A 21,995-nucleotide genomic window follows, 5' to 3' on the forward strand; every position below is an offset into this window, starting at 1 on the left:
AGAAGGCCGGTTCCGTCCGGAAAGGCGACGGCCCCGACCGGGGTCCGGTCGGGGCCGTGGTGAAGCCGTGCGGGTCAGGCGGGGGAGACGACCACGTAGCGGTCGGGCTCCTCGCCCTCGGACTCGCTGCGGAGGCCCGCGGCGGCGACGGCATCGTGGACGATCTTGCGCTCGAACGGGGTCATCGGGGCGAGCGGCTTGGGCTCGCCGGACTGCTGGACCTCGTTCGCGACGTCCGTCCCGAGCTTGGTCAGCTCGGCGCGGCGCCGCTCGCGGTAGCCGCCGATGTCCAGCATGAGGCGGGTGCGGTTGCCGGTCTGGCGGTGGACGGCGAGCCGGGTGAGCTCCTGGAGGGCCTCCAGCACCTCGCCGCGCTTGCCGACCAGCTCGTCCAGGGCACCTCCGACGACGGCGACCATGGCGCGCTCGCCCTCGACGTCCATGTCGATGTCGCCATCGTAGTCACCGATGTCCAGCAGGCCCTCGATGTAGTCGGCGGCGATCTCGCCTTCCTGTTCGAGCGCCTGGACGTCGACCTCGGTGGTGTCGGTCTGGCTCAACGGGCTCTCCTTCTCCGGCACATGCTCGGGGTCCAAAACTAGCGCTTCTGGGTGCCGCTGCGCTTGCTGCGCGACTTGCGGGTCGGCTGGTTGCGCACGACCTTCGGCTTGTCCTCGGGCTCGGGCTCCGGCTCCGGCTCCTTCTTCAGCTTCGCCTTGATCCCGGACGGCGCCGCCTGGCCGTTCTTGGACGCCCCCGCCTTGGACCCGGCGGTCTTGGGGCCCGTCTTCGGCCCCGTCTTGGCCGTGGCCGCCGCGGCCTCGCCGTCCGTGCCGGGCGGTGGGTACCGCTTGTAGATGTAGTGCTGCTGCGCCAGGGTCCAGCTGTTGGACGTCACCCAGTACATGAGGACGCCCAGCGGGAAGCCGAGGCCGAAGAGGCCGAACAGCGGCGCCAGGAAGACCATCATCTTCTGCGCCTGCATCATCGGGTTGGCCTCGTCCGCGACGGGCTGCCGCTTCATGCTGGCCCGGACGGTGAAGAAGGTCGTGACGGAGCTGATCACCACGGCGATGCCGGTGACGACGATCGCCGTCCAGCTCTTGGGGTCGGTGCCCCAGGCGTTCAGGAACGTGTCCGGGATGTGGGCGCCGAAGATGTTCGCGTTCTGCGCGCTCGCCACCAGGTCGGACGAGACGGCGAAGACGCTCTGCCCCGGCTTGGCGTCCGAGATCTGCTTCAGCGTCTGGAACAACCCGATGAAGATGGGCATCTGCACCAGGAGCGGCAGGCAGCCCGACAGCGGGTTGGCGCCGTTCTCCTGGTAGAGCTTCATGACCTCCTGGTTGAGGCGCTGCTTGTCGTTCTTGTACTTCTTGCGCAGCGCCTGAACCTTCGGGTTCAGCTCCTGCATCTTCCGCGAAGCGTGGATCTGCTTCACGAAGAGAGGGACGAGGAGCAGCCGAAGGAGGACGGTGAGGAGGATGATCGAACCGCCCCACGCCCATCCGCTGTCCTTGGGGACGACCGTACTGAGCCCCGTGTGGATCCACACGATGAGCTGAGAGACGATCTCGTACAACCAATCAAGCACCGGGCAGCTCCTTGGGCTCTGCTAGGGCGGGGCCGCTCTCCTCGCGGCCGGAGTTCGAGGAAGCCGCCGCGCGCTGTTCCGGCGTCCTCTTCGGCGGTACCGGGTCGTGACCGCCTGGGTGGAAGGGTTGGCACCGCGCGATCCGGCGGGCCGTCAGCCACGTGCCGCGCAGCGCCCCGTGCACCTGGAGGGCCTCCAGGCCGTACGCGCTGCAGCTGGGCTGGAAGCGGCACTGCTGCCCGAGCAGGGGGCTCAAGAAGCGGCGGTAGGCGCGGACGAGAAGGATCAGCACGGCCGCGACGGGACCCGGGTGGCCCGTCCGGTGCTGCGCGGGGAACTCGGTCCCCTGCGGACTCCTCATCTTCGCCCCTTGGACGCGGGCCGCAGCAGCCGGTCGAGCGCCGACTCCAGATCCGCGGCCAGTTCGTCTGGTCGCGCCGCTCCCGCACGGGGGTTGGCGCGCACTACGAGCAGGCTACCCGCTGGGAGGCGGTCGAGGTGCGGGCGCATCAGGTGGCGGAGCCGGCGCCGGGTCGTGTTGCGAACCACGGCGTTGCCGACGGTGCGCGCCACGATGAACCCGACCAGCGGCCGCGCCGCCGCCGGTCGGCACTCTTCCGGGCGCAGCAGGTGAACGACGACGTTTGGCCGTCCGGCGCGGCGTCCGCGCCGGACGGCCAACGAGAAGTCGTCCCGCCGCCGCATCCGGTTTCCGGACGGCAGCACTATGAGGGTGGGATCAGACCGCGACGCGGGCGCGGCCCTTGCCGCGCCGGTTCGAAAGGATCGCGCGGCCCGCGCGCGTGCGCATGCGCAGCCGGAAGCCGTGCTTCTTGTGGCGACGACGGTTGTTCGGCTGGAAGGTACGCTTGCTCACTTGAGGCTCCAGTGCTGCGGTCGGTTCGTCTGAGGACTTGACGCTCGAAAACTCGCACCGAGGGCCGTGTACGGTCCCCCGCAGCGGGGGCCCACCCGAGCTTTCCTGAGGGGCAGCCGGCGGGCACGCGGCATCTCCGTCGATGCGACTCGACCTCAGAACGTTACGGGGTACCTAGGGGGCCGGTCAAACGGAGGCCGCCGCCGCGGTTGCTCCCGCTGCGCGGCCGCGAGGGCTCCCGGCGCAAGGCTCCGCCGGACGGGCGGGATCGCTGGTGACCGTGTTGCGGCCGTGTCCGGCAGCGGTTAAGGTCGACGAGGCGAGCCGACACTTCCTTCGACGAATCCGATGTCGGCGCTCAGCCCTCAAGCCCCCCGTTCAAGAGTCACTCCGCACCGGCCCTCACGAAGGCCGGGCCCCTCGTCGACCGCATTCCCCTGAACCCGCCTTCCGGGTTTTACACAGGGTCCCCCATGCCTATGCACAGCATGTGGACAACTCTGTGGACAACTCGTGAGAGAGTAAGTCTTCCGCGTCGCGGCAGTGTCCTGTGAGGCGCGTGCATCCCGCGGGAAAGCCGGGCATTCAGGTGCTCCGTTCGGCGGAGTTGTGGGGAGGGGACCTTGCGCATGGACGGTCAGGATCTTGGATCGGTCTGGGCCCGCACCCTCACCGCGCTCTCCGAGAGCGATCTGTCGCCGAGCTACCGAGCATGGCTGCCCATGGTCCGCCCGCTGGCCCTCGTCGAGGGAACGGCACTGCTCGCCGCGCCGAACGAATTCGCCAAGGACGCGCTTGAAACGCGCCTGCGCAACCTCATCACGCAGGCTCTTTCCCGCGAGCTGGGCAGGGAGATCCGGGTCGCGGTGACCGTCCAGCCGGAGCCCCCGGGGGGTGCCCGTCCGGGGGCGGGCGAGCCCATGTCCGCGCCGATTCCCGGGCCGGGCGCAGGGCCCGGCATGCACGAGCCCACTCCTTCTTATGGCGAGCCCTACGGAGAGCGGGCGCACGACGAGCGCGACCGGGATCGAGACCGTTCTTATACGGAGCAGCCCTACGGGGAGCAGCCGTACGGAGACCAGTCGTCCTACGCGGAACGTCCCGACCGCCCGTATCCGGAACAGCCGTACACAGACCAGGGATACCGGTCGCAGTCGGGAGTTACCCACAACCCCGGTTTGCCCGGAGGTTATCCACAGGCTCAGGACGACGACCGGGGGTCGTACCCGGCCGCTCCCCGCCCGCCCGCGTACGGTGCGGGCCCCGGCGGGCGCGGACCTGCGCCCTACGAAGGCCGCGGCTACCCGAGCTACGGGGGCCAGGAGGGCTACGGCGGCGAGCCCCAAGGGCGGCCGCCGCACTCCCATCTCAACGACCGCACCCTCGGCCCGTTGCGTCCCGGCGGCCGCCCGGAGGCCCAAGGCCGCGAACCGCAGCACGCCGGCAACGAGGCCCCGCTCGGGCACTCGGACGACAAGTTCCCGAACGGCGAACAGCCCTACCCAGGGGCCGAACAGTCTTATTCAGGCGGTGAGCAGTCGTCCTACAGGGGCGAAGGCGTCTTCCGGGACGAGGAGGGCTCCGATTCCAGGCTTCCCGGGTCCGATCCCCGAGGCCCTAAGCCCGACCCCCGTGCGCCCGCGCCGGCCCCCGCACAGCAGTCCGGTGCGTCCGAGCATGCGCGGCTGAACCCGAAGTACACGTTCGAGACGTTCGTCATCGGCTCCTCGAACAGGTTCGCGCACGCCGCCGCCGTCGCGGTGGCCGAGCAGCCGGCCAAGGCGTACAACCCGTTGTTCATCTACGGTGACTCGGGCCTGGGGAAGACTCACCTGCTGCACGCGATCGGCCACTACGCGCAGAGCCTCTTCAATGGGGCCCGCGTCCGCTACGTGAGCTCCGAGGAGTTCACGAACGACTTCATCAACTCGATCCGCGACGGCAAGGCGGACGGGTTCCGCCGCCGCTACCGGGATGTGGACATCCTCCTCGTCGACGACATCCAGTTCCTTGAGGGCAAGGAGCAGACGCAGGAGGAGTTCTTCCACACCTTCAACACGCTCCACAACGCCAGCAAGCAGATCGTCATCTCCAGCGACCGCCCGCCCAAGGAGCTGGTGACGCTGGAGGACCGGCTGCGCAACCGGTTCGAGTGGGGCCTGACGACCGACGTCCAGCCGCCCGAGCTGGAGACGCGGATCGCGATCCTGCAGAAGAAGGCCCGGCAGGAGGGCCTCGCCGCGCCGCCGGACGTGCTGGAGTTCATCGCCTCCCAGATCGCGACGAACATCCGCGAGCTGGAGGGCGCCCTGATCCGGGTCACGGCGTTCGCGAGCCTGAACCGGCAGTCGGTCGACATGAAGCTCGCCGAGATCGTTCTGAAGGACCTCATCCCCAACGACTCCGGTCCCGAGATCACCGCCGCGATGATCATGGCGCAGACCGTCGAGTACTTCGGGACGACGATCGACGACCTGTGCGGCCCGTCCCGCTCGCGGATGCTCGTCACCGCCCGGCAGATCGCGATGTACCTGTGCCGGGAGCTGACCGAACTGTCCCTTCCGAAGATCGGTCAGCAGTTCGGGGGGCGCGACCACACCACGGTCATGCACGCCGAACGGAAGATCCGATCGCTGATGGCCGAGCGCCGCGCCATATACAACCAGGTCACGGAGCTGACGGGGCGCATCAAGCATCAGGCCCGCAAGCGCTGATCCCCCTGTTCGTACACACTGTGGACAGCCCTGCGTCAAGCCTGTGGACGGGCCCCGCCCGCGCCGTCCACACCCCGTCCAGGGCAAAGAAGCGACAAAAGGCACGCGTCCCCAGAGAATCGGCGGCACTGCTCACAACTTGTGGAAAACTCTGGGGATTTTCGCGGATAACCCTGTGGGCAACCTTTGGAGAAGCTGAGGATGAACGGTGGACGGGTGTGGACCGGCTGTGCACCGCCGCCTCGTCTTCTGGGGAAAACCGGTGGACGGCCTGGGGACGGCCTGGGGACGGACCCGGAGATCACCGGTCCCGTCGTCCCCAGGGCGGGCGAACGGGCTGTATACCCGTGGAGAACTCGTGGATAACCGGGGGATGACATGAGGATGACGTGTGGGGATGTTTTCGCCGTCCCCAGGCGCCGCCGCGCCGTCCACGGGCCATGCACAGCCCCGGTGGACAGAGAAACGGGGTCTCACCTGCGACAACGGCCTCTGTCCACACTATCCACCGCCCCTATTACTAGTACTGCTCTACTTCTCTATCCAAGAAAAGATCCATCTCAAGTCAGGGCCTGGGGACAACGCGCACCGAGCGCCCCGGCCCGGACGAGATCAGCTCACCCTTGTCCGACACCTGCAGGAGGCGGGTCCCTTTGAAGTTCCGCATCGACAGAGACGCCCTGGCCGACGCCGTCGCCTGGACCGCGCGCACGCTCCCCGTCCGTCCCCCGGTACCGGTCCTCGCGGGCATGCACATCGTCGCCGGGGGGGAGGGCAACGGCGACCGGCTGAAGCTGTCCGCGTTCGACTACGAGGTCTCGGCACAGGTGTCCACGGACATCGACGTGGAGGAGGCCGGGACGGCGCTGGTGTCCGGGCGGCTCCTCGCCGAGATCTCGCGCAGCCTTCCTCCCCACCCTGTGGAGGTGACGACGGACGGCGCGAAGGTGATGCTCCGCTGCGGCAGCGCGAAGTTCACCCTTCTCACCATGCCTGTGGAGGACTACCCGACGCTGCCGGAGATGCCGCCCGCGGCGGGGTCGGTGGGCAGTGACGAGTTCGCCGCCGCCGTGTCCCAGGTCGCGATCGCCGCGGGCAAGGACGACACGATCCCCATGCTGACCGGCGTCCGGGTGGAGATCGAGGGTGAGACGGTCACGCTGGCGTCCACGGACCGCTACCGCCTCGCCGTCCGCGAGCTGCACTGGAAGCCCGAGCGCCCCGACTTCTCCGCCGTCGCGCTCGTCCCGGCCCGCACGCTGGCCGACACCGCCAAGTCGCTGACGGCCGGCGCGGAGGTGTCGATCGCGCTCGCCGGGACGGGCGGCGCAGGCGAAGGCATGATCGGCTTCGAGGGCGGCGGCCGCCGCACCACGTCACGGCTGCTGGACGGCGACTTCGTCAAGTACCGCTCGCTGCTGCCGAGCGAGTACGCGGGCCTCGCCGAGGTCCAGACCGCCGCCTTCATCGAGGCCGTCAAGCGCGTCTCCCTGGTGGCGGAGCGCAACACCCCGGTCCGGCTCTCGTTCAGCCAGGGCGAGGTCGTCCTGGAGGCCGGGACGGGCGACGAGGCTCAGGCCGTGGAGGCGCTGGAGGCGTCCCTGGAGGGCGAGGACATCGACATCGCGTTCAACCCCGGGTTCCTCCTCGACGGGCTCTCCGCGATCGGCTCGGACGTGGCGCGGCTGTCCTTCACCACCCCGACCAAGCCGGCCGTCCTCACCGGAAAGCCGCCGCAGGACGGGGAGAACCCGAACTACCGTTACCTGATCATGCCGGTCCGTTTGTCCGGATAAATACCACCCTCCGGGGCATGGCACCGTGACGATGTTCGCGGGGGAGCCGCGCCCCCGCGGTCGAGGCGGAACAGGCACGCAGGCAGGCACGCACAGGGGAGAGTGAGCGTTTCATGGAGCTGGGCATCATCGGCCTGGGCAAGATGGGCGGCAACATGGCCGAGCGGCTGCGCCGCGGCGGCCACACCGTCGTCGGCTACGACCGCGACCCGGAGGTCAGCGACGTCGGCTCGGTCGAGGAGCTGGTCGAGCGGTTGTCCCCGCCGCGCGCCGTGTGGGTGATGGTCCCCGCGGGCAAGCCGACGGCGGAGACCATCCACAAGCTGGGGGAGGTCCTGGAGCAGGGCGACCTCGTCGTGGACGGCGGTAACTCACACTATGTGGACGACCGGAAGCACGGCGAGGAGCTGGCGGCCAAGGGCATCGGGTTCCTCGACTGCGGTGTCAGCGGCGGCGTGTGGGGCCTGGAGAACGGCTACGCGCTCATGGTCGGCGGCGACGAGGACGGCGTGAAGCGGCTGATGCCGATCTTCGAGACGCTCAAGCCGGAGGGCGAGTACGGCTTCGTCCACTCCGGCAAGGTCGGCGCCGGCCACTTCGTGAAGATGGTCCACAACGGCATCGAGTACGCGATGATGCAGGCGTTCGGCGAGGGCTACGAGCTGATCGAGGCCAGCGACATCGTCACCAACGTGCCGGAGACGTTCCTGAGCTGGCAGGAGGGCACCGTCATCCGCTCCTGGCTGCTCGACCTGCTGAACCGCGCGCTTTCCGACGACCCCGAGCTTGACGACCTGCGCGGCTACGCCAACGACTCCGGCGAGGGCCGCTGGACCGTCCAGGCCGCCGTCGACCACGCCGTCCCGCTGCCCGCCATCACGGCGTCCCTGTTCGCCCGTTTCGCCTCCCGGCAGGACGACTCCCCCACGATGCGCGTCGTGGCCGCCCTCCGCAACCAGTTCGGCGGCCACGCCGTCGAGTCCGCCAAGGGCGCCGACTCCCCCGGCGCCGATGTGAACCCTCCCTCGGTCTGACGCTCAGTTATCCACAGTTGTGGGTTCCGGCCCCGGCTCTCGGCGGTGTGGTTCAGGCTGGGAGTGGGGTCGGCCCCCCTGGGAGGGCGGGGGTGTGCACAGGCCCGCGGGCGGGTGGAGGTGTGGTGAGGGGTGGGGAAGGCTCTACGCTCGTGTGTTGTGCACGTTGCCCACCTCTCGTTGCAGGACTTCCGCTCGTATCCGACCGCCGAGGTCGCGCTGGAGCCGGGGGTCACCGCGTTCGTGGGGCCGAACGGGCAGGGCAAGACGAACCTGGTCGAGGCCATCGGGTACGTCGCCTCGCACGGCAGTCACAGGGCCGCGACGGATGCGCCGCTCGTCCGGCACGGGGCGCCGCGGGCGATCGTCCGGGCCGGGGTGGTGAAGGACGACCGCAAGGCGCTGATCGAGCTTGAGATCAACCCGGGCAAGGCGAACCGGGCGAGGCTCAACCGATCCCCCGTCCCCAGGCCGCGCGAGATCCTGGGGATGCTGCGGACGGTGTTGTTCGCCCCGGAGGACCTCGCGCTCGTGAAGGGCGATCCGGGGGAGCGGCGCCGGTTCATGGACGAGTTGCTGACCGCGCGGGCGCCACGGTTCGCCGGCGTGCGGTCCGACTACGACCGCGTCCTCAAGCAGCGCAACGCGCTGTTGAGATCGGCGGCCGCGCACCGGCGCTCCCCCGGCCCGGAGGTGCTCGCCACCCTGGACGTGTGGGATGCGCATCTGGCGCGCGTGGGATCAGAGCTTCTGGCGGCACGGCTCGATCTCGTCGAGGCGCTGCGCCCGCTCGTGGTGCGGGCCTATGCGGCGCTCGCTCCGCACAGTGGCGCGGCCGACCTGATCTACAGGAGCTCCCTTGGGGAGGCGGAGTTGTCCACAGACCGTGGACAACTGGCCGAGCAGATCCTGAAAGCGGTCGCCGGGTCGCGCAAACAGGAACTGGAACGCGGCGTGAGCCTCGTCGGCCCGCACCGGGACGAGCTGGTGCTGCGCCTCGGGGAGCTTCCGGCGCGCGGCTACGCCAGCCACGGCGAGTCGTGGTCGTTCGCGCTCGGGCTGCGGCTCGCCGCGTTCGACCTGCTCCGCGCGGACGGCGACGACCCCGTCCTCATCCTGGACGACGTGTTCGCCGAGCTGGACACCGGACGGCGCAGCCGGCTGGCCGAGATGGTGGCGCCGGCCGAGCAGGTCCTGATCACGGCGGCCGTCCCCGCCGACGTCCCCGCCGAACTGACAGGGGGCTCGTATACCGTCTCGGACGGCGAAATCGTTCGTGACTCCGAGGGGGCGAGCGAGTGAGTGATCCACAGGATGTGCACAAGTCCGCCGAAGCCGGGGCTCCTCCCGCCAAGTCAGGGATCGAGCTGGCCCGCGAGGCGCTCGCCCAGGCCAAGGCGGACGCGCTCAAGCGCGGCACGATGCCCGGCCAGGGCGGCAGGCGCAAGGGCGCCGGGCGGGGCGGGCGCGTGCGGGATCCCGGGCGGGGCGGCGATCCCAAGCTGTTCGGCGCGGCGATCCGGGAGCTGATGGCGTCGCGCGGGTGGGAGCAGCGCGCCGCGGTCGGCGGGGTGTTCGGCAACTGGGCCGGCATCGTCGGCGCGGAACTGGCCGAGCACACCCGGCCCGACCACTTCGAGGACGGCGAGCTCACCGTCGCGGCCGATTCGACGACGTGGGCCACCCAGCTCCGCCTGCTGTCGTCCACGCTCGTGCGGCGGCTGAACGAGGAACTCGGCCACGGCACCGTCCGCCGCGTGAAGGTGGTGGGGCCCTCGTCAGGGCCGCGCCGGACGGGCGCCTGGCGCGTCCGCTGAGCCGACGCCGCGGGCCCCGCCGATGTGTCGGTGGCGGGTGGGAACATCTGTTCGGTGATGGGTCATCCAGTTCAGCGGCCAGGGCCACGTAGGCCAGACAACCCCCCTGGACCAATGGGGGGATGTGTCTCCGGGCCCGCTCGGCCGCCACACGCGCACACAGCGCTCGCGAGTGCCACTTTTCGCCTCGTCACCCGGTAGAATGAATGCGGGTTCAGGATGCTGCGCCGCCATGGGGTGCCCGGGGCTCTGACCAGCACGACCAGAGCACCGACCGGGTGCCCGCATGTGTGTTACGGGGCACACCGCGCCTCCCTCGGGCGCGGAGCGGCAGACATCCCCGGCAGGAGGATCTCCTTTGGCGTACGACGCTAGTTCGATCACTGTCCTTGAAGGGCTTGAGGCGGTTCGCAAGCGCCCGGGCATGTACATCGGCTCGACCGGTGAGCGCGGCCTGCACCACCTCGTCTACGAGATCGTGGACAACGCGGTCGACGAGGCCTTGGCCGGCTACGCCGACGACATCGTGGTCACGCTCATGGCCGACGGCGGCGTCAGCGTCCTCGACAACGGCCGCGGGATCCCCGTCGGCGAGCACCCCGTGGAAAAGCGCCCGGCCATCGAGCTGGTGCTGACCACGCTGCACGCGGGCGGCAAGTTCGACGGCAAGTCCTACGCCGTCTCGGGCGGCCTGCACGGTGTGGGCTCGGCCGTGGTGAACGCGTTGTCCACCCGGATGGAGGCGGAGGTCCGCACCGACGGCCACGTGTGGCGCCAGTCCTACACGTGGCAGGGGCCCGAGATCGAGCTCCAGAAGGGCGAGGAGACCGACGAGACCGGGACCCTCATCACGTTCTGGCCCGACCCCGAGATCTTCGAGACCCTCGAGTGGAACTTCGAAACGCTCTCCCGCCGCATGCAGGAGATGGCGTTCCTCAACCGCGGCCTGTCCATCACGCTGCTGGACGAGCGCCCCGACCACGCCGACGGTGAACCGCACGTCGTCCGGTACCACTACGACGGCGGCATCGAGGACTTCGTCCGCTACATCAACGCGCGCAAGGATTCCGCGCACGAGTCCGTCATCTACTTCAACGACGACACCACCGGCATGTCGGTGGAGATCGCCATGCAGTGGAACTCGTCCTACTCCGAGTCCGTGCACACCTTCGCCAACACCATCAACACGGCGGAGGGCGGTACCCACGAGGAGGGCTTCCGGGCCGCGCTCACCACGATCGTCAACCGGTACGCGCGCGACAAGGGCCTGCTGCGCGACAAGGACGACAACCTGACCGGCGAGGACGTCCGCGAGGGCCTCACCGCGATCATCTCGATCAAGCTGGCGGACCCCCAGTTCGAGGGGCAGACCAAGACCAAGCTCGGCAACACCGAGGCCAAGTCGTTCGTGCAGCGGGCCTGCAACGTCTACCTGCGCGACTGGTTCGAGGAGAACCCGGGCGAGGCCAAGGAGATCATCAACAAGGCGTCGCAGGCGGCGCGCGCGCGGGTCGCGGCGCGGCAGGCGCGTGACCTGACCCGGCGCAAGAGCCTGCTGGAGTCGACGTCCCTGCCCGGCAAGCTGTCGGACTGCCAGTCCACCGACCCGGCCAGGTCCGAGCTCTACATCGTCGAGGGCGACTCGGCGGGCGGCTCGGCCAAGGGCGGCCGCGACCCGCACTTCCAGGCGATCCTCCCGATCCGCGGCAAGATCCTGAACGTGGAGAAGGCCAGGATCGACAAGATCCTGAAGAACAACGAGGTGCAGGCGATCATCACCGCCCTCGGCACCGGGGTGCACGACGAGTTCGACATCTCCAAGCTGCGCTATCACAAGATCATCCTGATGTCGGACGCCGACGTGGACGGCCACCACATCAACACCCTGCTGATGACGCTGCTGTTCCGGTTCATGAAGCCGCTGATCGAGGCCGGCCACGTGTACCTGTCGCAGCCCCCGCTCTACAAGATCAAGTGGGACGCGCGGGGCAGCGAGGCCGACTACGCCTTCTCCGACTCCGAGCGGGACGCGATCATCGAGGCCGGGATCGCCGCGGGCAAGCGCGACCCCCGTCCCCGCGACCTGGTGCAGCGGTTCAAGGGCCTCGGCGAGATGAACGCCAACGAGCTGTGGGACACCACCATGGACCCCGACAACCGGGTCCTGCTGCAGGTCCAGCTGGACGACGCCGCCCAGGCGGACGAGCTGTTCAGCGTGCTCATGGGCGAGGAGGTCGAGCCCCGCCGGGAGTTCATCCAGCGCAACGCCAAGGACGTGCGCTTCCTCGACATCTGAGGTACGTGCCAGGGCCGGCTCCCCGGCCTGACTCCCAGAGGCGGACGTACTTCCTTCCCATCGAGCAGAAGAGGTCTTGAGAGTGACGGACGTGACCACAGAGGGCGGGCACCCGGGCGAACGGATCGAACCGGTCGACATCCAGGTCGAGATGCAGAAGAGCTATCTCGACTACGCGATGTCGGTCATCGTCGCGCGCGCGCTGCCCGAGGTGCGCGACGGCCTCAAACCCGTCCACCGCCGCGTCCTGTACGCGATGTACGACGGCGGCTACCGGCCCGACCGCGGCTACTTCAAGTGCGCCCGCGTCGTCGGCGACGTCATGGGGAACTACCACCCCCACGGCGACTCGGCCATCTACGACGCGCTCGTCCGGCTCGCCCAGCCGTGGTCGATGCGGTACCCGCTGGTCGACGGCAACGGCAACTTCGGCTCGCGCGGCAACGACCCCGCCGCGGCCATGCGGTACACCGAGTGCCGCATGGCGCCCCTGGCGATGGAGCTCCTGCGCGACATCGACAAGGAGACCGTCGACTTCTCCCCCAACTACGACGGCCGCTCGCAGGAGCCCGACGTCCTGCCGTCCCGGTACCCGAACCTGCTGGTCAACGGGTCCGCCGGCATCGCGGTCGGGATGGCGACGAACATCCCGCCGCACAACCTGCGCGAGGTCGCCGACGGCGTCCGGTGGTACCTGGACAACTACGGCGCGTCCGACGAGGAGCTGCTCGAGGCACTGATCGAGCGGGTCAAGGGCCCCGACTTCCCGACCGCCGGCCTCATCGTCGGCCGCAAGGGCATCGAGGAGGCCTACCGGACCGGCCGCGGCTCCATCACCATGCGGGCCGTGGTCGAGGTCGAGGAGATCCAGGGCCGCAACTGCCTCGTCGTCACCGAGCTCCCCTACCAGGTCAACCCGGACAACCTCGCCCTCAAGATCGCCGACGGCGTGAAGGAGGGCAAGCTCGACGGCATCGCCGACGTCCGCGACGAGACGTCCGGCCGGACCGGGCAGCGCCTGGTCATCGTCCTCAAGCGGGACGCCGTCGCCAAGGTCGTCCTGAACAACCTGTACAAGCACACGCAGCTGCAGGAGACGTTCGGCGCGAACATGCTCGCGCTCGTGGACGGCGTGCCGCGCACCCTGCGCATCGACCAGTTCGTCCGGCACTGGGTCGCGCACCAGATCGACGTCGTCGTCCGCCGCACCCGGTTCCTGCTCCGCAAGGCCGAGGAGCGCGCCCACATCCTGCGCGCCCTGCTCAAGGCCCTCGACCGCATCGACGAGGTCATCGCCCTGATCCGGCGCTCGCCGTCCGCCTCGCAGGCGCAGCAGGGCCTGATGAACCTGCTGGAGATCGACGAGATCCAGGCGCAGGCCATCCTCGACATGCAGCTGCGCAAGCTGGCCGCCCTGGAGCGCCAGCAGATCATCGACGAGTACGACAAGCTCATGGCGGAGATCGCCGACTACAACGCGATCCTCGCCTCGCCCGAGCGGCAGCGCCGGATCGTCGCCGACGAGCTCGCCCCGATCGTCGAGAAGTTCGGCGACGAGCGGCGCACCCAGATCATCCCGTTCGACGGGGACGTGTCGTACGAGGACCTCATCGCCGAAGAGGACGTCGTCGTCACCATCACCCGCGGCGGCTACGCCAAGCGCACCCGCACCGACCACTACCGCGCGCAGCGGCGCGGCGGCAAGGGCGTCCGCGGCGCGCAGCTGAAGCAGGACGACATCGTCGACCAGTTCTTCGTCACCACGACGCACCACTGGATCCTGTTCTTCACCAACAAGGGCCGCGTCTACCGCGCCAAGGCCTACGAGCTGCCCGACTCCGGCCGCGACTCGCGCGGCCAGCACGTCGCGAACCTGCTCGCCTTCCAGCCCGACGAGCACATCGCCCAGGTCATGGACCTGCGCGACTACGATGTCGCCCCCTACCTCGTGCTCGGCACGAAGAAGGGCCGCGTCAAGAAGACCGCGCTGCGCGACTTCGACTCGCCCCGCACCGGCGGCATCATCGCCATCAACCTCGTCGACGACGACGAGGTGATCGCGGCGCGGCTCGTGTCGTCCGAGGACGACCTGCTGATGGTCTCCACCGGCGCCCAGGCGATCCGGTTCCGCGCCGACGACGAGTCGCTGCGCCCGATGGGACGCGCCACGTCCGGCGTCATCGGCATGCGTTTCGAGGAGGACCAGGAGGTCCTCAACATGCTGGTCGTGCAGGACACCTCGCAGGACGTCCTGGTGGCCACCCGGGGCGGCTACGCCAAGCGCACCCCGGTGGACCAGTACCCGCTCCAGGGACGTGGGGGTAAGGGCGTTCTCACCGCTAAGATCGTGGAATCTCGCGGGATGTTGGTCGGGGCCCTGATGGTCGGCCCGGACGACGAGGTGTTCGCGATGACGTCGAACGCCGGCGTGATCCGTACCACCGCCGCCGAGATCAAGCAGTCCGGCAGGCAGACCATGGGCGTCCGTCTGATGAATCTCGCCGACGGGAACAGCGTGGTGGCCATCGCGAGGAACGTAGAGTCCATGGAGGACTCTGACGAAGCCGAAGGGGGCGACGGTGAGTGACGTGTCCTGCATCGTCACCGAGCCGCTAGGCCAGGAGGACACGTGAGCACCGAGCCCGGCCAGGACGACGACGGGGCCGGCACCGCCGGCAAGGGCGGCGACCGGAAACCCGGCCCCGCCAAGTCCGGCCCCGCCAAGTCCACCGGCAAGTCCAGGGGGAAGCCGGGCAAGACGGTGGCCGCCGCGTCCGCCAAGTCCGGGCGCGACGAGACGACCGTCGACATCGACACCGGTGCGACGGACCCCGTCGGCAAGGGCGACGACGAGACGCGGGCCGATCTCACCCAGATCGACGACGCCTCGGCCAAGCCGGCCGACACGCCTGAGATCGCCCCGGTCAAGGACACCGCCGCACAGCCCAAGCCCGCCGCCAGGCCGGCGCCTCCCGTCGGCGGCGCGGCGGGTGCGCCGGCCGGTTCCGCCTCCGGGCCCGCGGGCGGCCCGCGCCCCGCGGCGGGTTCCGGCTCGGCGGGCTGGGCCAAACCCGCCGAGCCGTCCGGTTCGGTCTCGACAGGACGTACGGACACGCCCGGCAAGGCGTTCAATTCGGCGGGCGGGCCGTCCGGCAACTCAGGCGGCTCAGGCGGCCGCGGCTTCGCCGGCACCGTCCTGAAGGACCGTCCGTCCACCGCGATGGCCCCGGCCGGCGCCGCGTCCAAGCCCGCGCCCGGCAAGCCCGCCCGCAAGGCCCAGCTCCAGCTCGCCAGGCTCGAACCCTGGTCGGTGATGAAGTTCAGCTTCGTCATGTCGCTGGTCTGCTTCGTCATCCTGCTGGTCGCCGTCATCGTCCTGTATGTGATCCTGTCCGGGCTCGGCGTCTTCGACGCGATCAGTGACACCGTCAACAGCCTCACCAAGGAACAGGGCGAGACCACCGGCAGCGTCGACGCCGGAAGCTGGTTCTCCTTCATCCGCGTCTTCGGCTACACGGTCCTCGTCGGCGCCCTGAACGTCCTGCTCATCACCGCCCTCTCCACGGTCGGCTCCGTCATCTACAACCTCGCCGCCGACCTCGTGGGCGGTGTCGAGGTCACCCTCAGGGAGGCCGAGTAGCCCTGCCGCCGCCGCCCGGCAATCGATTTCCGGTTGCCCGCCCAGATGGGGTAACCTCTCGTTGCGCCGCCAGGGCGGCGGCACACTCCGGGCCTATAGCTCAGTCGGTTAGAGCGCATCCCTGATAAGGATGAGGCCGGTGGTTCAAGTCCACCTAGGCCCACCAGCTCAGAACCCCCCACCGGGACCGGTGGGGGGTTTTTGACGCAGTGGTGACAGCAACGGCTCAGCTTACCGAAGACAGCACCGGCTCAGACTTCTTGATCTGCAAGAGGCGGGGTTCGTCCCCTGCGGGAAGCCGCGCGGTCATCCGCTCGGAGATGTGATCGATGCGCAGGCCCTTGACCGTGCGCGTCAAACGCGCCGAACAGTCCGCCGAGACCATCCACGACTGCCCCACCGACCGCTCCGTCTGGTCCTTCCCACCGAGCGCCGCGCCCTCTTCGCGCTGGCAGTGGCCACTCGAACAGGCGACCCGGACGGAGCCCTCCAAGCCGCCGAGATGGCCGACACCGCATGGGCAGCTGGCGCACCCGTCGCCCCGGCGCTCTGGGCTCAAATCCGCGTCGGCACCGGAGTAGCCCACCTGCTCAAAGGCGACCTCGAAGGCACCGCCGAACAACTCGCCCAACTTGCGGTCCACCCGACAGACCCCTTGAGGCAGATCCGCAACGCCGTCCAGACGGCCACCCTCAAAGTGACTGGCCGCGAAGGCCACACCGAGGGTCCCACCCAGTGGGCGCCACACATGACGCTCGCCTGCAGCGAGACCGAGCAACCCGCCGAACCGCTCATAACGGCACTCGGCCGAGAACTCCCAGGCCAGGAGTTCACGATCAACGCCGTAACCCTCGTCGAACAACGAGGCCCGAACGCCGTTGGGACTGGCACCCCGTAGGACGCGCAGCTCTCGGCGACCGCTACTAGAGGCTTGCCGGATTGGGCTGTTTTAGATCAAGGAGCGCGCCGTTGGCGCGCTCGCTCCGTTCGTCGGGCTTGACGGAGGCTCGGGTCCGGGCCAGTCCCAGCCGGCAGATGCATAGGTCGGGGGTCTCGGCGTTGTCGCCGAGACCCCCGCAGGTGGATGGCTAGCCGCCTCTACCGCGACGGCCGGCGATGTGGCTAGCGCTGAGACCTGTACCCGGCGATGAAGCCAATCCAGGCAGAGCAGGCGCCGATGACACTGAGCACAGCGGCGACGGCTAGTGGGGTCGCCGCCAGTAGGAGCAGCCCGATGGCCCAGGCATAGTTCACGATACCTAGGTGAATGCTGGTCTTGAGCAGGTCGCGGCGGCGTAGCCGTGCGGATAGCGAACTGCCAGCGCGTCCGCTGATCCCACCGAAGACTGCGCAGATCAGGGTGGCCTTGAAGAACACCATGGTGCTGACAGGGCGGCCGTCGTTGAGGAACACGCCCACATGATCTGCGCCGAAGAGGTGAATCCAGCAGAACGTGGCCCAGCCGAACAAGGCGGCTGCAGTGATAGCGCCGAATGTGGCGCCGCGGACTTCGGCGTGTCCAATCTTGATCATGGGGGTCTCTCCTTTGTAATTCGGCCCGTACCTGTGTGCGGGTCGTTGTGATGTACCGTCCGGTGAGCCTGGGGCCGTGCAAGCGCCTTGTCCGTGTCCGACCTGGATAAGGGCGGCGGCGCTCTCCCGGCCTCGGACTACTACGGCGGCTCCGCCCCACCCGGCCCGTTCAGCGGTCGATGCGCCTATCCCCGCCACCAGGCTGGACGCCCGTGACCTGGAACTGAGACCAGGTGGTTCCCGTGTTCACCGTGATTCGCTCGACGAAGTAGGAGCCCGACTTTGTCCCTGCGGCATCGCCATGAGTACGCCGCAGATCTTCCTCATGGCCTCCCGGTCGGCAACGGCAAGCCAACCCAGGAGTTCCCCACCGGCTCCGCCGGCGGGTGCGCACCGCGTCCTGCCCAGATCCACCAGGTTCGAGCAGGCGTCAAGTGGAGGGACGTAACAACGCCGGTTCCTCTCGTACTCCTCTCCATCTCGCTCACCGGACCCGCACCATCTGGCAGTACTGGCACGCCCCGGCTTTGCCAGAGCTGCTCCCACCCTCCCCGGCATCACCCGGATCAGGCTGCCCTCAACTACGCTGACCTGCTGCGACAGACCACCAGTGGAGGTCTCCCACCTCCACTCGAATCACAGCGCCTCACGGTGCACGCCGTTAACTTGACACACCCACCTTGCCGGGCCCCGTCCGGTGGTCGTCGATGTTGCTGTCGGTGTAGATCTCCGCGCCGTCCGCACAGTGCTTTCCCACGGCGAGAGGGAAACAGGCGCGGACGCATCTGTGGGTTGCTGCCCTTCTCAGATCCACTGTGGAGGGCGAAAATGATCGCATGTGGATTTGGCCAATCATCGGGTTCTTCGCCCTGCTGCTCGCGTTCGGAGTGGCTTACGACTGGCGTCTACGCCGGCGAGGGCACCGGTTCCGGGACAGTGAGGCCCTGAATGCCGAGGCGCGCGAGAACCGGCGCGACATGCGTGCTTGGGACAGAGGCTCACAAGGGAACAGTGGAGGGGATCTGTCTTGGACGGCGGAAACCCGCCGCCGCCGCGGAGGCAGCACCCGATGACCTGCTTTTCTCCCCCGCCGCTCCTTCGTCGTTTCTAACCGGGGGACCCCCGGGCCCCTGGTGTGAGGCTTCGCCCCCACGCCCCCTCGGTTGCGGTTCTTGGGCACGTATTCGCCCGCGTGGGTGGTCCTGCGGGGGCTTTCCGGGTGTCGTTCGGTGCGGGCTAGATGGCTTTGCGGGTCTGGGGGGCCAGGTCGTCGACGATCCGGGCTACCGCTTCGACCAACGCCCTGCCTGTTGGGGTGCCGGTCACTGTCCACACTTCCCGGTCTTCCTCCTCGACACCGGTGACGCCGCCGACGCCGCTCAGAGCGTCCGCGATTCGGCGGCGCAGCTCGGACTCGAGAGGGTCCGTGCGGATGAACTCCATGACCCAGGCGCTGACGCTCCAGAACGGCCCTGCCCGAAGCTTGGAGGCCGACACGGCGCGCAGGTCCGGCTCATCTGTCTTGCGTATCCACTCTTCGGCTATCCCGGAGTCGAGCGGCTGGACCTGCTGGACGTCATCACTCACGCGACGAGGTTAGTGCGGATCAGTTCGCCCTTCAGCCCTGTCGTCGTGGTGCGCGGATGCGGGGGACGGTGTCGCCCTGCCCGCACCGAGAACGGCCTCGAAAGGCAAGTGAGACGCCCGGTCCCGCGTTCGGCAGCCCGTCGCTGTCGGGGCGGTGATCGCCTGGGGCCCGCCGCTCAACTGCGCAGCTGGGCGTTGAGCCGTGCCGCCTGCCGCGTGAGGTGGTCGCGTTCGGGGAGGTTGGGCGCTGACCGGGCGGCCTGGGCGTAGAGCCGTGCCGCGGTGACCCGGTCACCGCCACGCTCGTGCAGGTACGCCGCGGCGGCGGTGTGGCGGGGCAGGGCGGGGTCGAGTTCGGCCAGGGCGGCCAGGCCGGCCCGCGGGCCGTCGGCCTCGCCGACCGCGACGGCCCTGTTGAGGCGGGCGACCGGGTTGTCGGTGAGGCGCACCAGTTCGTCGTACCACTCGACGATCTGCACCCAGTCGGTCTCGGCGGCCGTCCGGGCGTCGGCGTGGAGCGCGGCGATGGCGGCCTGGGCCTGGAACTCGCCCAGGCGGTCGCGGATGAGGGCCGCCTGGAGCACGTCGACGCCCTCGGCGATCAGGCGGGTGTTCCACAGGCTGCGGTCCTGCTCGGCCAGGGGCACGAGCCTGCCGTCGGGGCCCGTCCGTGCCGGGCGCCGTGCGTGGTGCAGCAGCATGAGCGCGAGCAGGCCCGCGACCTCCACGTGGTCGATCTTGGCCGCCAACTGGCGGGTGAGCCGGATCGCCTCGGCGGCGAGGTCGACGTCGCCGGAGTAGCCCTCGTTGAAAACGAGGTAGAGCACGCGCAGCACGGTGGCGACGTCGCCGGGCTGGTTGAACCGGACCTCCGAGACGGTCCGCTTGGCCCTGCTGATCCGCTGGGCCATGGTCGCCTCCGGCACGAGGTAGGCCTGGGCGATCTGGCGTGTGGTCAGGCCGCCGACCGCGCGCAGCGTGAGTGCGACGGCCGAGGCCGGCGTCAGGGACGGGTGCGCGCACAGGAAGTACAGCTGGAGCGTGTCGTCCACCGCCCCGCCCCGGCCGGGCACGGGCTCGGTCTCGACACGTTCCTCGCGGCGCCGCCGGGACGTTTCGGCGCGGGCGGCGTCGAGGAACTTGCGCCAGGCCACGGTGACCAGCCAGCCCTTGGGGTCCTGCGGCGGGTCGTCCGGCCACACGCGCACGGCCTCGACCAGTGCGTCCTGCACGGCGTCCTCGGCCGCCGCGAAGTCGGCTCCGCGACGGACCAGGACACCGATCACCGCGGGCACCAGCTCCCGCAGCAGCGATTCGTTCACCCGGTCACCGTGGGCCGCCCGGCCAGGAAGGGGCGCACCTCGAGCCACTCGTGGATCGGCCTCCCGCCCGCACCCGGAGCCGCGGACAGTTCGCCGGCCAGCTCGATCGCCCGCTCGTAGGTGTCGACGTCGATCACTATCCAGCCGGCGATCAGGTCCTTGGTCTCCGCGAACGGGCCATCGGTGACCGGCGGCCGGCCCTCGCCGTCGGAGCGGACGAACGCGCCCTCCGGGGAGAGCCCCTGGGAGTCGACGAACTCGCCGGTCCCTTCGAGCCGAGCGATGTAGTCCTGCATGTACTGCATGTGGGCCGAAAGCTCCTCCGGCGTCCACTGCTCCATCGGCACGTCGTTGACCGGTGCCGGCGCGCCCCGGTAGTGCTTGAGCAGCAGGTACTTGGCCATCGTGTTCTCCTTGTCGTGGTACGAGGCCATTGTGGCCGTGTTCACTACCGCGGACGGAGCCGCACGCCGGTCGGCCGCAACGGGACGGGACGTCAGCCGAGTTGCTCGGCCAGCGCGACGATGATGCCCGCGGGGCCGCGGAGGTAGCAGAGCCGGTAGCTGTCCTCGTACCGCGCCACTTCGCCGAGGAGTTCGGCGCCGTGGGCGCGCAGGCGGGTGACGGCGTCGTCGATGTCGTCGACGGCGAACATGACACGATGCAGGCCCAGCGTGTTGGGCGGCGGGTTCTCCGGTCCGGTGCTGACCGCCACGGGGGTGTGGTACCTCACCAACTCCAGCTTGCCGTGGCCGTCCGGGATCCGCATCATCGCGATGTCGCTCCGGAGGCCGTCGAGCCCGACCGTGAGATCCGCCCAGAGGCCTTCGATCTCCGCCTTGCCCTCCAGTTCCATGCCGAGTTCCACGAAGAACGCGATTGCGGCCTCAAGGTCGTCGACGACGATGCCGACGTTGTCCATCCGCTTGATCGTCATGGTGGATCTCCCTCTTCGTCGTGCGGCCCGTCGTGGCCACCGGTGTCCCTGGGACGGAGCCGGCGCCACATCCTCGACACCGGAACCGTGCGGACTTCTGGGACCTGTTCGCTATGGCCGGACCGGCTCATGGGCCTGAGGGTTATCGGACTGAGCAGGGAGTGAAAGCGGCCCGGGCCTCGCGATGGGTTCGTTCGGATTGGCGCGGCTCAGGCGAGGCTGTGGAGTCGGTAGATCAGGTGGGTCACGCCGCGGCCCTGGACGATATCCGGGTCGTCCAGGACGAGGGGGACATCGGTCACCGCGTTGAAGAACGGCGTGCCGCCGCCGAGCAGTACGGGCACCAGATCGACCCAAAACTCGTCGATCAGGCCTGCCGCCAGGGCCTGGCGGGCCATGTCGCCGGCGGCTACACCGACCGCTCTGTCTCCTGCAACCTCCGCCGCCTGGCGGACGGCGCTCTCGACCCCGTCGACGACGAAGATGAAGCCCTTGTGCGGCCAGTCGTCGGGTGCCTTGTGGGTGACCACGAACACCGGCACGCCGAACGGGTGGGTGCCGCCCCAGCCTTGCGTCAGGTCGAACAGCTTGCGGCCGACCACCAGCGCTCCGGTGCCGTCCACCAGCCTGTGCAGGTGCTCACTGCTCTGCGGGGTGACCTGGAATGCGAGTTCCGGGTGGGCGGTGGCGACCTCGACGTCCCCTGTCCGGTGCCAGCCGAAGAGGTGCTCGAACCCGCTCTCGTCCGGCCCGGAGATGTAGCCGTCCAGGGACATCGACGCTGATGTGATGACCTTCGCCATGGTGCGCTCCAAGCTCTCTGCGGTCGGTCGACACAAGCTTGGACT

Annotated in this window: 19 protein-coding genes, 1 tRNA gene and 2 pseudogenes; 10 read left to right on the forward strand and 12 right to left on the reverse strand. The window is 69.2% G+C overall.

The window, feature by feature from the left end; translation table 11 throughout:
* Positions 1-74: 74 nt before the first annotated feature.
* Genes CHC11_RS07380 through rpmH form a run of 5 tightly spaced genes read right to left on the reverse strand, consistent with a single transcriptional unit; the run spans position 75 to position 2,471 of the window.
* On the reverse strand, positions 75-560 hold the full coding sequence (locus CHC11_RS07380; RefSeq protein WP_089310802.1) for a Jag family protein: 486 nt from the start codon (positions 558-560) through the stop codon (positions 75-77).
* 38 nt (positions 561-598) lie between these two features.
* Complete coding sequence (gene yidC, locus CHC11_RS07385) at positions 599-1,594, reverse strand: membrane protein insertase YidC (protein ID WP_089310803.1); 996 nt, start codon at positions 1,592-1,594, stop codon at positions 599-601.
* Entirely contained in the window at positions 1,587-1,955 is a 369-nt protein-coding gene (gene yidD, locus CHC11_RS07390; RefSeq protein ID WP_089310804.1) for a membrane protein insertion efficiency factor YidD, read from the reverse strand. The genes yidC and yidD overlap by 8 nt, the downstream gene beginning before the upstream one ends.
* A complete protein-coding gene (gene rnpA, locus CHC11_RS07395; RefSeq protein ID WP_245918858.1) occupies positions 1,952-2,299 on the reverse strand; it encodes a ribonuclease P protein component in 348 nt (115 codons plus the stop codon). The genes yidD and rnpA overlap by 4 nt, the downstream gene beginning before the upstream one ends.
* A gap of 34 nt (positions 2,300-2,333) precedes the next feature.
* Complete coding sequence (gene rpmH / locus CHC11_RS07400) at positions 2,334-2,471, reverse strand: 50S ribosomal protein L34 (RefSeq protein WP_089310806.1); 138 nt, start codon at positions 2,469-2,471, stop codon at positions 2,334-2,336.
* 629 nt (positions 2,472-3,100) lie between these two features.
* On the opposite strand from rpmH, the gene dnaA reads away from it, so the two are divergent.
* From dnaA to CHC11_RS07445, 9 genes and pseudogenes are all read left to right on the forward strand, one after another.
* Positions 3,101-5,185 carry a chromosomal replication initiator protein DnaA gene (gene dnaA / locus CHC11_RS07405; RefSeq protein ID WP_089310807.1) on the forward strand — a complete coding sequence of 695 codons (2,085 nt, stop codon included), beginning with the start codon at positions 3,101-3,103 and terminating at the stop codon, positions 5,183-5,185.
* 653 nt (positions 5,186-5,838) lie between these two features.
* Complete coding sequence (gene dnaN, locus CHC11_RS07410; RefSeq protein ID WP_089310808.1) at positions 5,839-6,981, forward strand: DNA polymerase III subunit beta; 1,143 nt, start codon at positions 5,839-5,841, stop codon at positions 6,979-6,981.
* An 80-nt stretch (positions 6,982-7,061) separates the two neighbouring features.
* Positions 7,062-8,015 (forward strand): annotated as a pseudogene (gene gnd / locus CHC11_RS07415) (phosphogluconate dehydrogenase (NAD(+)-dependent, decarboxylating)); the annotation flags it as partial.
* 159 nt (positions 8,016-8,174) lie between these two features.
* Complete coding sequence (gene recF, locus CHC11_RS07420; protein WP_089310810.1) at positions 8,175-9,317, forward strand: DNA replication/repair protein RecF; 1,143 nt, start codon at positions 8,175-8,177, stop codon at positions 9,315-9,317.
* Positions 9,314-9,832, forward strand: a complete 519-nt coding sequence (locus tag CHC11_RS07425) for a DciA family protein (protein ID WP_245918861.1) — start codon at positions 9,314-9,316, stop codon at positions 9,830-9,832. Before recF ends, CHC11_RS07425 begins: the two co-directional genes overlap by 4 nt.
* A 358-nt stretch (positions 9,833-10,190) precedes the next feature.
* Positions 10,191-12,128: a DNA topoisomerase (ATP-hydrolyzing) subunit B gene (gyrB, locus tag CHC11_RS07430; RefSeq protein WP_089310811.1), complete on the forward strand. Its 1,938-nt coding sequence runs from the start codon at positions 10,191-10,193 to the stop codon at positions 12,126-12,128.
* An 82-nt stretch (positions 12,129-12,210) separates the two neighbouring features.
* Positions 12,211-14,715, forward strand: coding sequence for a DNA gyrase subunit A (gene gyrA, locus CHC11_RS07435; protein WP_089310812.1), 2,505 nt, complete (start codon positions 12,211-12,213; stop codon positions 14,713-14,715).
* A gap of 678 nt (positions 14,716-15,393) precedes the next feature.
* Positions 15,394-15,768: pseudogene (locus tag CHC11_RS43790) on the forward strand (DUF3566 domain-containing protein); the annotation flags it as partial.
* 89 nt (positions 15,769-15,857) lie between these two features.
* Positions 15,858-15,934: transfer RNA gene (locus CHC11_RS07445), tRNA-Ile, on the forward strand.
* Between the two features lie 60 nt (positions 15,935-15,994).
* On the opposite strand, the gene CHC11_RS43795 is transcribed toward CHC11_RS07445, so the two are convergent.
* Complete coding sequence (locus CHC11_RS43795) at positions 15,995-16,168, reverse strand: UTRA domain-containing protein (protein WP_143226961.1); 174 nt, start codon at positions 16,166-16,168, stop codon at positions 15,995-15,997.
* Positions 16,169-16,270: 102 nt separating this feature from the next.
* Between CHC11_RS43795 and CHC11_RS43800 the strand changes: the two genes are divergently transcribed.
* On the forward strand, positions 16,271-16,666 hold the full coding sequence (locus CHC11_RS43800; protein WP_089310813.1) for a 2'-5' RNA ligase family protein: 396 nt from the start codon (positions 16,271-16,273) through the stop codon (positions 16,664-16,666).
* Between the two features lie 224 nt (positions 16,667-16,890).
* Here the strand turns inward: CHC11_RS43800 and CHC11_RS07455 are convergent, their stop codons facing one another.
* From CHC11_RS07455 to CHC11_RS07480, 6 genes are all read right to left on the reverse strand, one after another.
* Entirely contained in the window at positions 16,891-17,301 is a 411-nt protein-coding gene (locus tag CHC11_RS07455; protein ID WP_089310814.1) for a hypothetical protein, read from the reverse strand.
* Between the two features lie 1,236 nt (positions 17,302-18,537).
* Positions 18,538-18,888 (reverse strand): hypothetical protein, encoded by a 351-nt coding sequence (locus CHC11_RS07460; RefSeq protein ID WP_089310815.1) that lies wholly within the window; start codon positions 18,886-18,888, stop codon positions 18,538-18,540.
* A 176-nt stretch (positions 18,889-19,064) separates the two neighbouring features.
* On the reverse strand, positions 19,065-20,210 hold the full coding sequence (locus CHC11_RS07465) for an RNA polymerase sigma factor (protein WP_089310816.1): 1,146 nt from the start codon (positions 20,208-20,210) through the stop codon (positions 19,065-19,067).
* The gene (locus CHC11_RS07470) at positions 20,207-20,614 is read right to left on the reverse strand and encodes a YciI family protein (protein WP_089311097.1); all 408 of its coding nucleotides are present in this window, start codon (positions 20,612-20,614) and stop codon (positions 20,207-20,209) included. Before CHC11_RS07470 ends, CHC11_RS07465 begins: the two co-directional genes overlap by 4 nt.
* A 92-nt stretch (positions 20,615-20,706) precedes the next feature.
* On the reverse strand, positions 20,707-21,132 hold the full coding sequence (locus CHC11_RS07475; protein WP_218825988.1) for a VOC family protein: 426 nt from the start codon (positions 21,130-21,132) through the stop codon (positions 20,707-20,709).
* Positions 21,133-21,356: 224 nt separating this feature from the next.
* The gene (locus tag CHC11_RS07480) at positions 21,357-21,950 is read right to left on the reverse strand and encodes a dihydrofolate reductase family protein (RefSeq protein ID WP_089310818.1); all 594 of its coding nucleotides are present in this window, start codon (positions 21,948-21,950) and stop codon (positions 21,357-21,359) included.
* Positions 21,951-21,995 lie beyond the last annotated feature (45 nt).

This window comes from Actinomadura mexicana (assembly GCF_900188105.1).
Classification (GTDB): Bacteria; Actinomycetota; Actinomycetes; order Streptosporangiales; family Streptosporangiaceae; genus Spirillospora; species Spirillospora mexicana.

Coding starts and splice junctions, on each gene's coding strand:
- CHC11_RS07470 (WP_089311097.1), bottom strand. CDS start 20,614: ATGGCCAAGTACCTGCTGCTCAAGCACTACCGGGGCGCGCCGGCACCG.
- dnaA (WP_089310807.1), top strand. CDS start 3,101: ATGGACGGTCAGGATCTTGGATCGGTCTGGGCCCGCACCCTCACCGCG.
- CHC11_RS07455 (WP_089310814.1), bottom strand. CDS start 17,301: ATGATCAAGATTGGACACGCCGAAGTCCGCGGCGCCACATTCGGCGCT.
- yidD (WP_089310804.1), bottom strand. CDS start 1,955: ATGAGGAGTCCGCAGGGGACCGAGTTCCCCGCGCAGCACCGGACGGGC.
- rnpA (WP_245918858.1), bottom strand. CDS start 2,299: ATGCGGCGGCGGGACGACTTCTCGTTGGCCGTCCGGCGCGGACGCCGC.
- CHC11_RS07475 (WP_218825988.1), bottom strand. CDS start 21,132: ATGGACAACGTCGGCATCGTCGTCGACGACCTTGAGGCCGCAATCGCG.
- CHC11_RS43800 (WP_089310813.1), top strand. CDS start 16,271: ATGGCCGACACCGCATGGGCAGCTGGCGCACCCGTCGCCCCGGCGCTC.
- CHC11_RS07480 (WP_089310818.1), bottom strand. CDS start 21,950: ATGGCGAAGGTCATCACATCAGCGTCGATGTCCCTGGACGGCTACATC.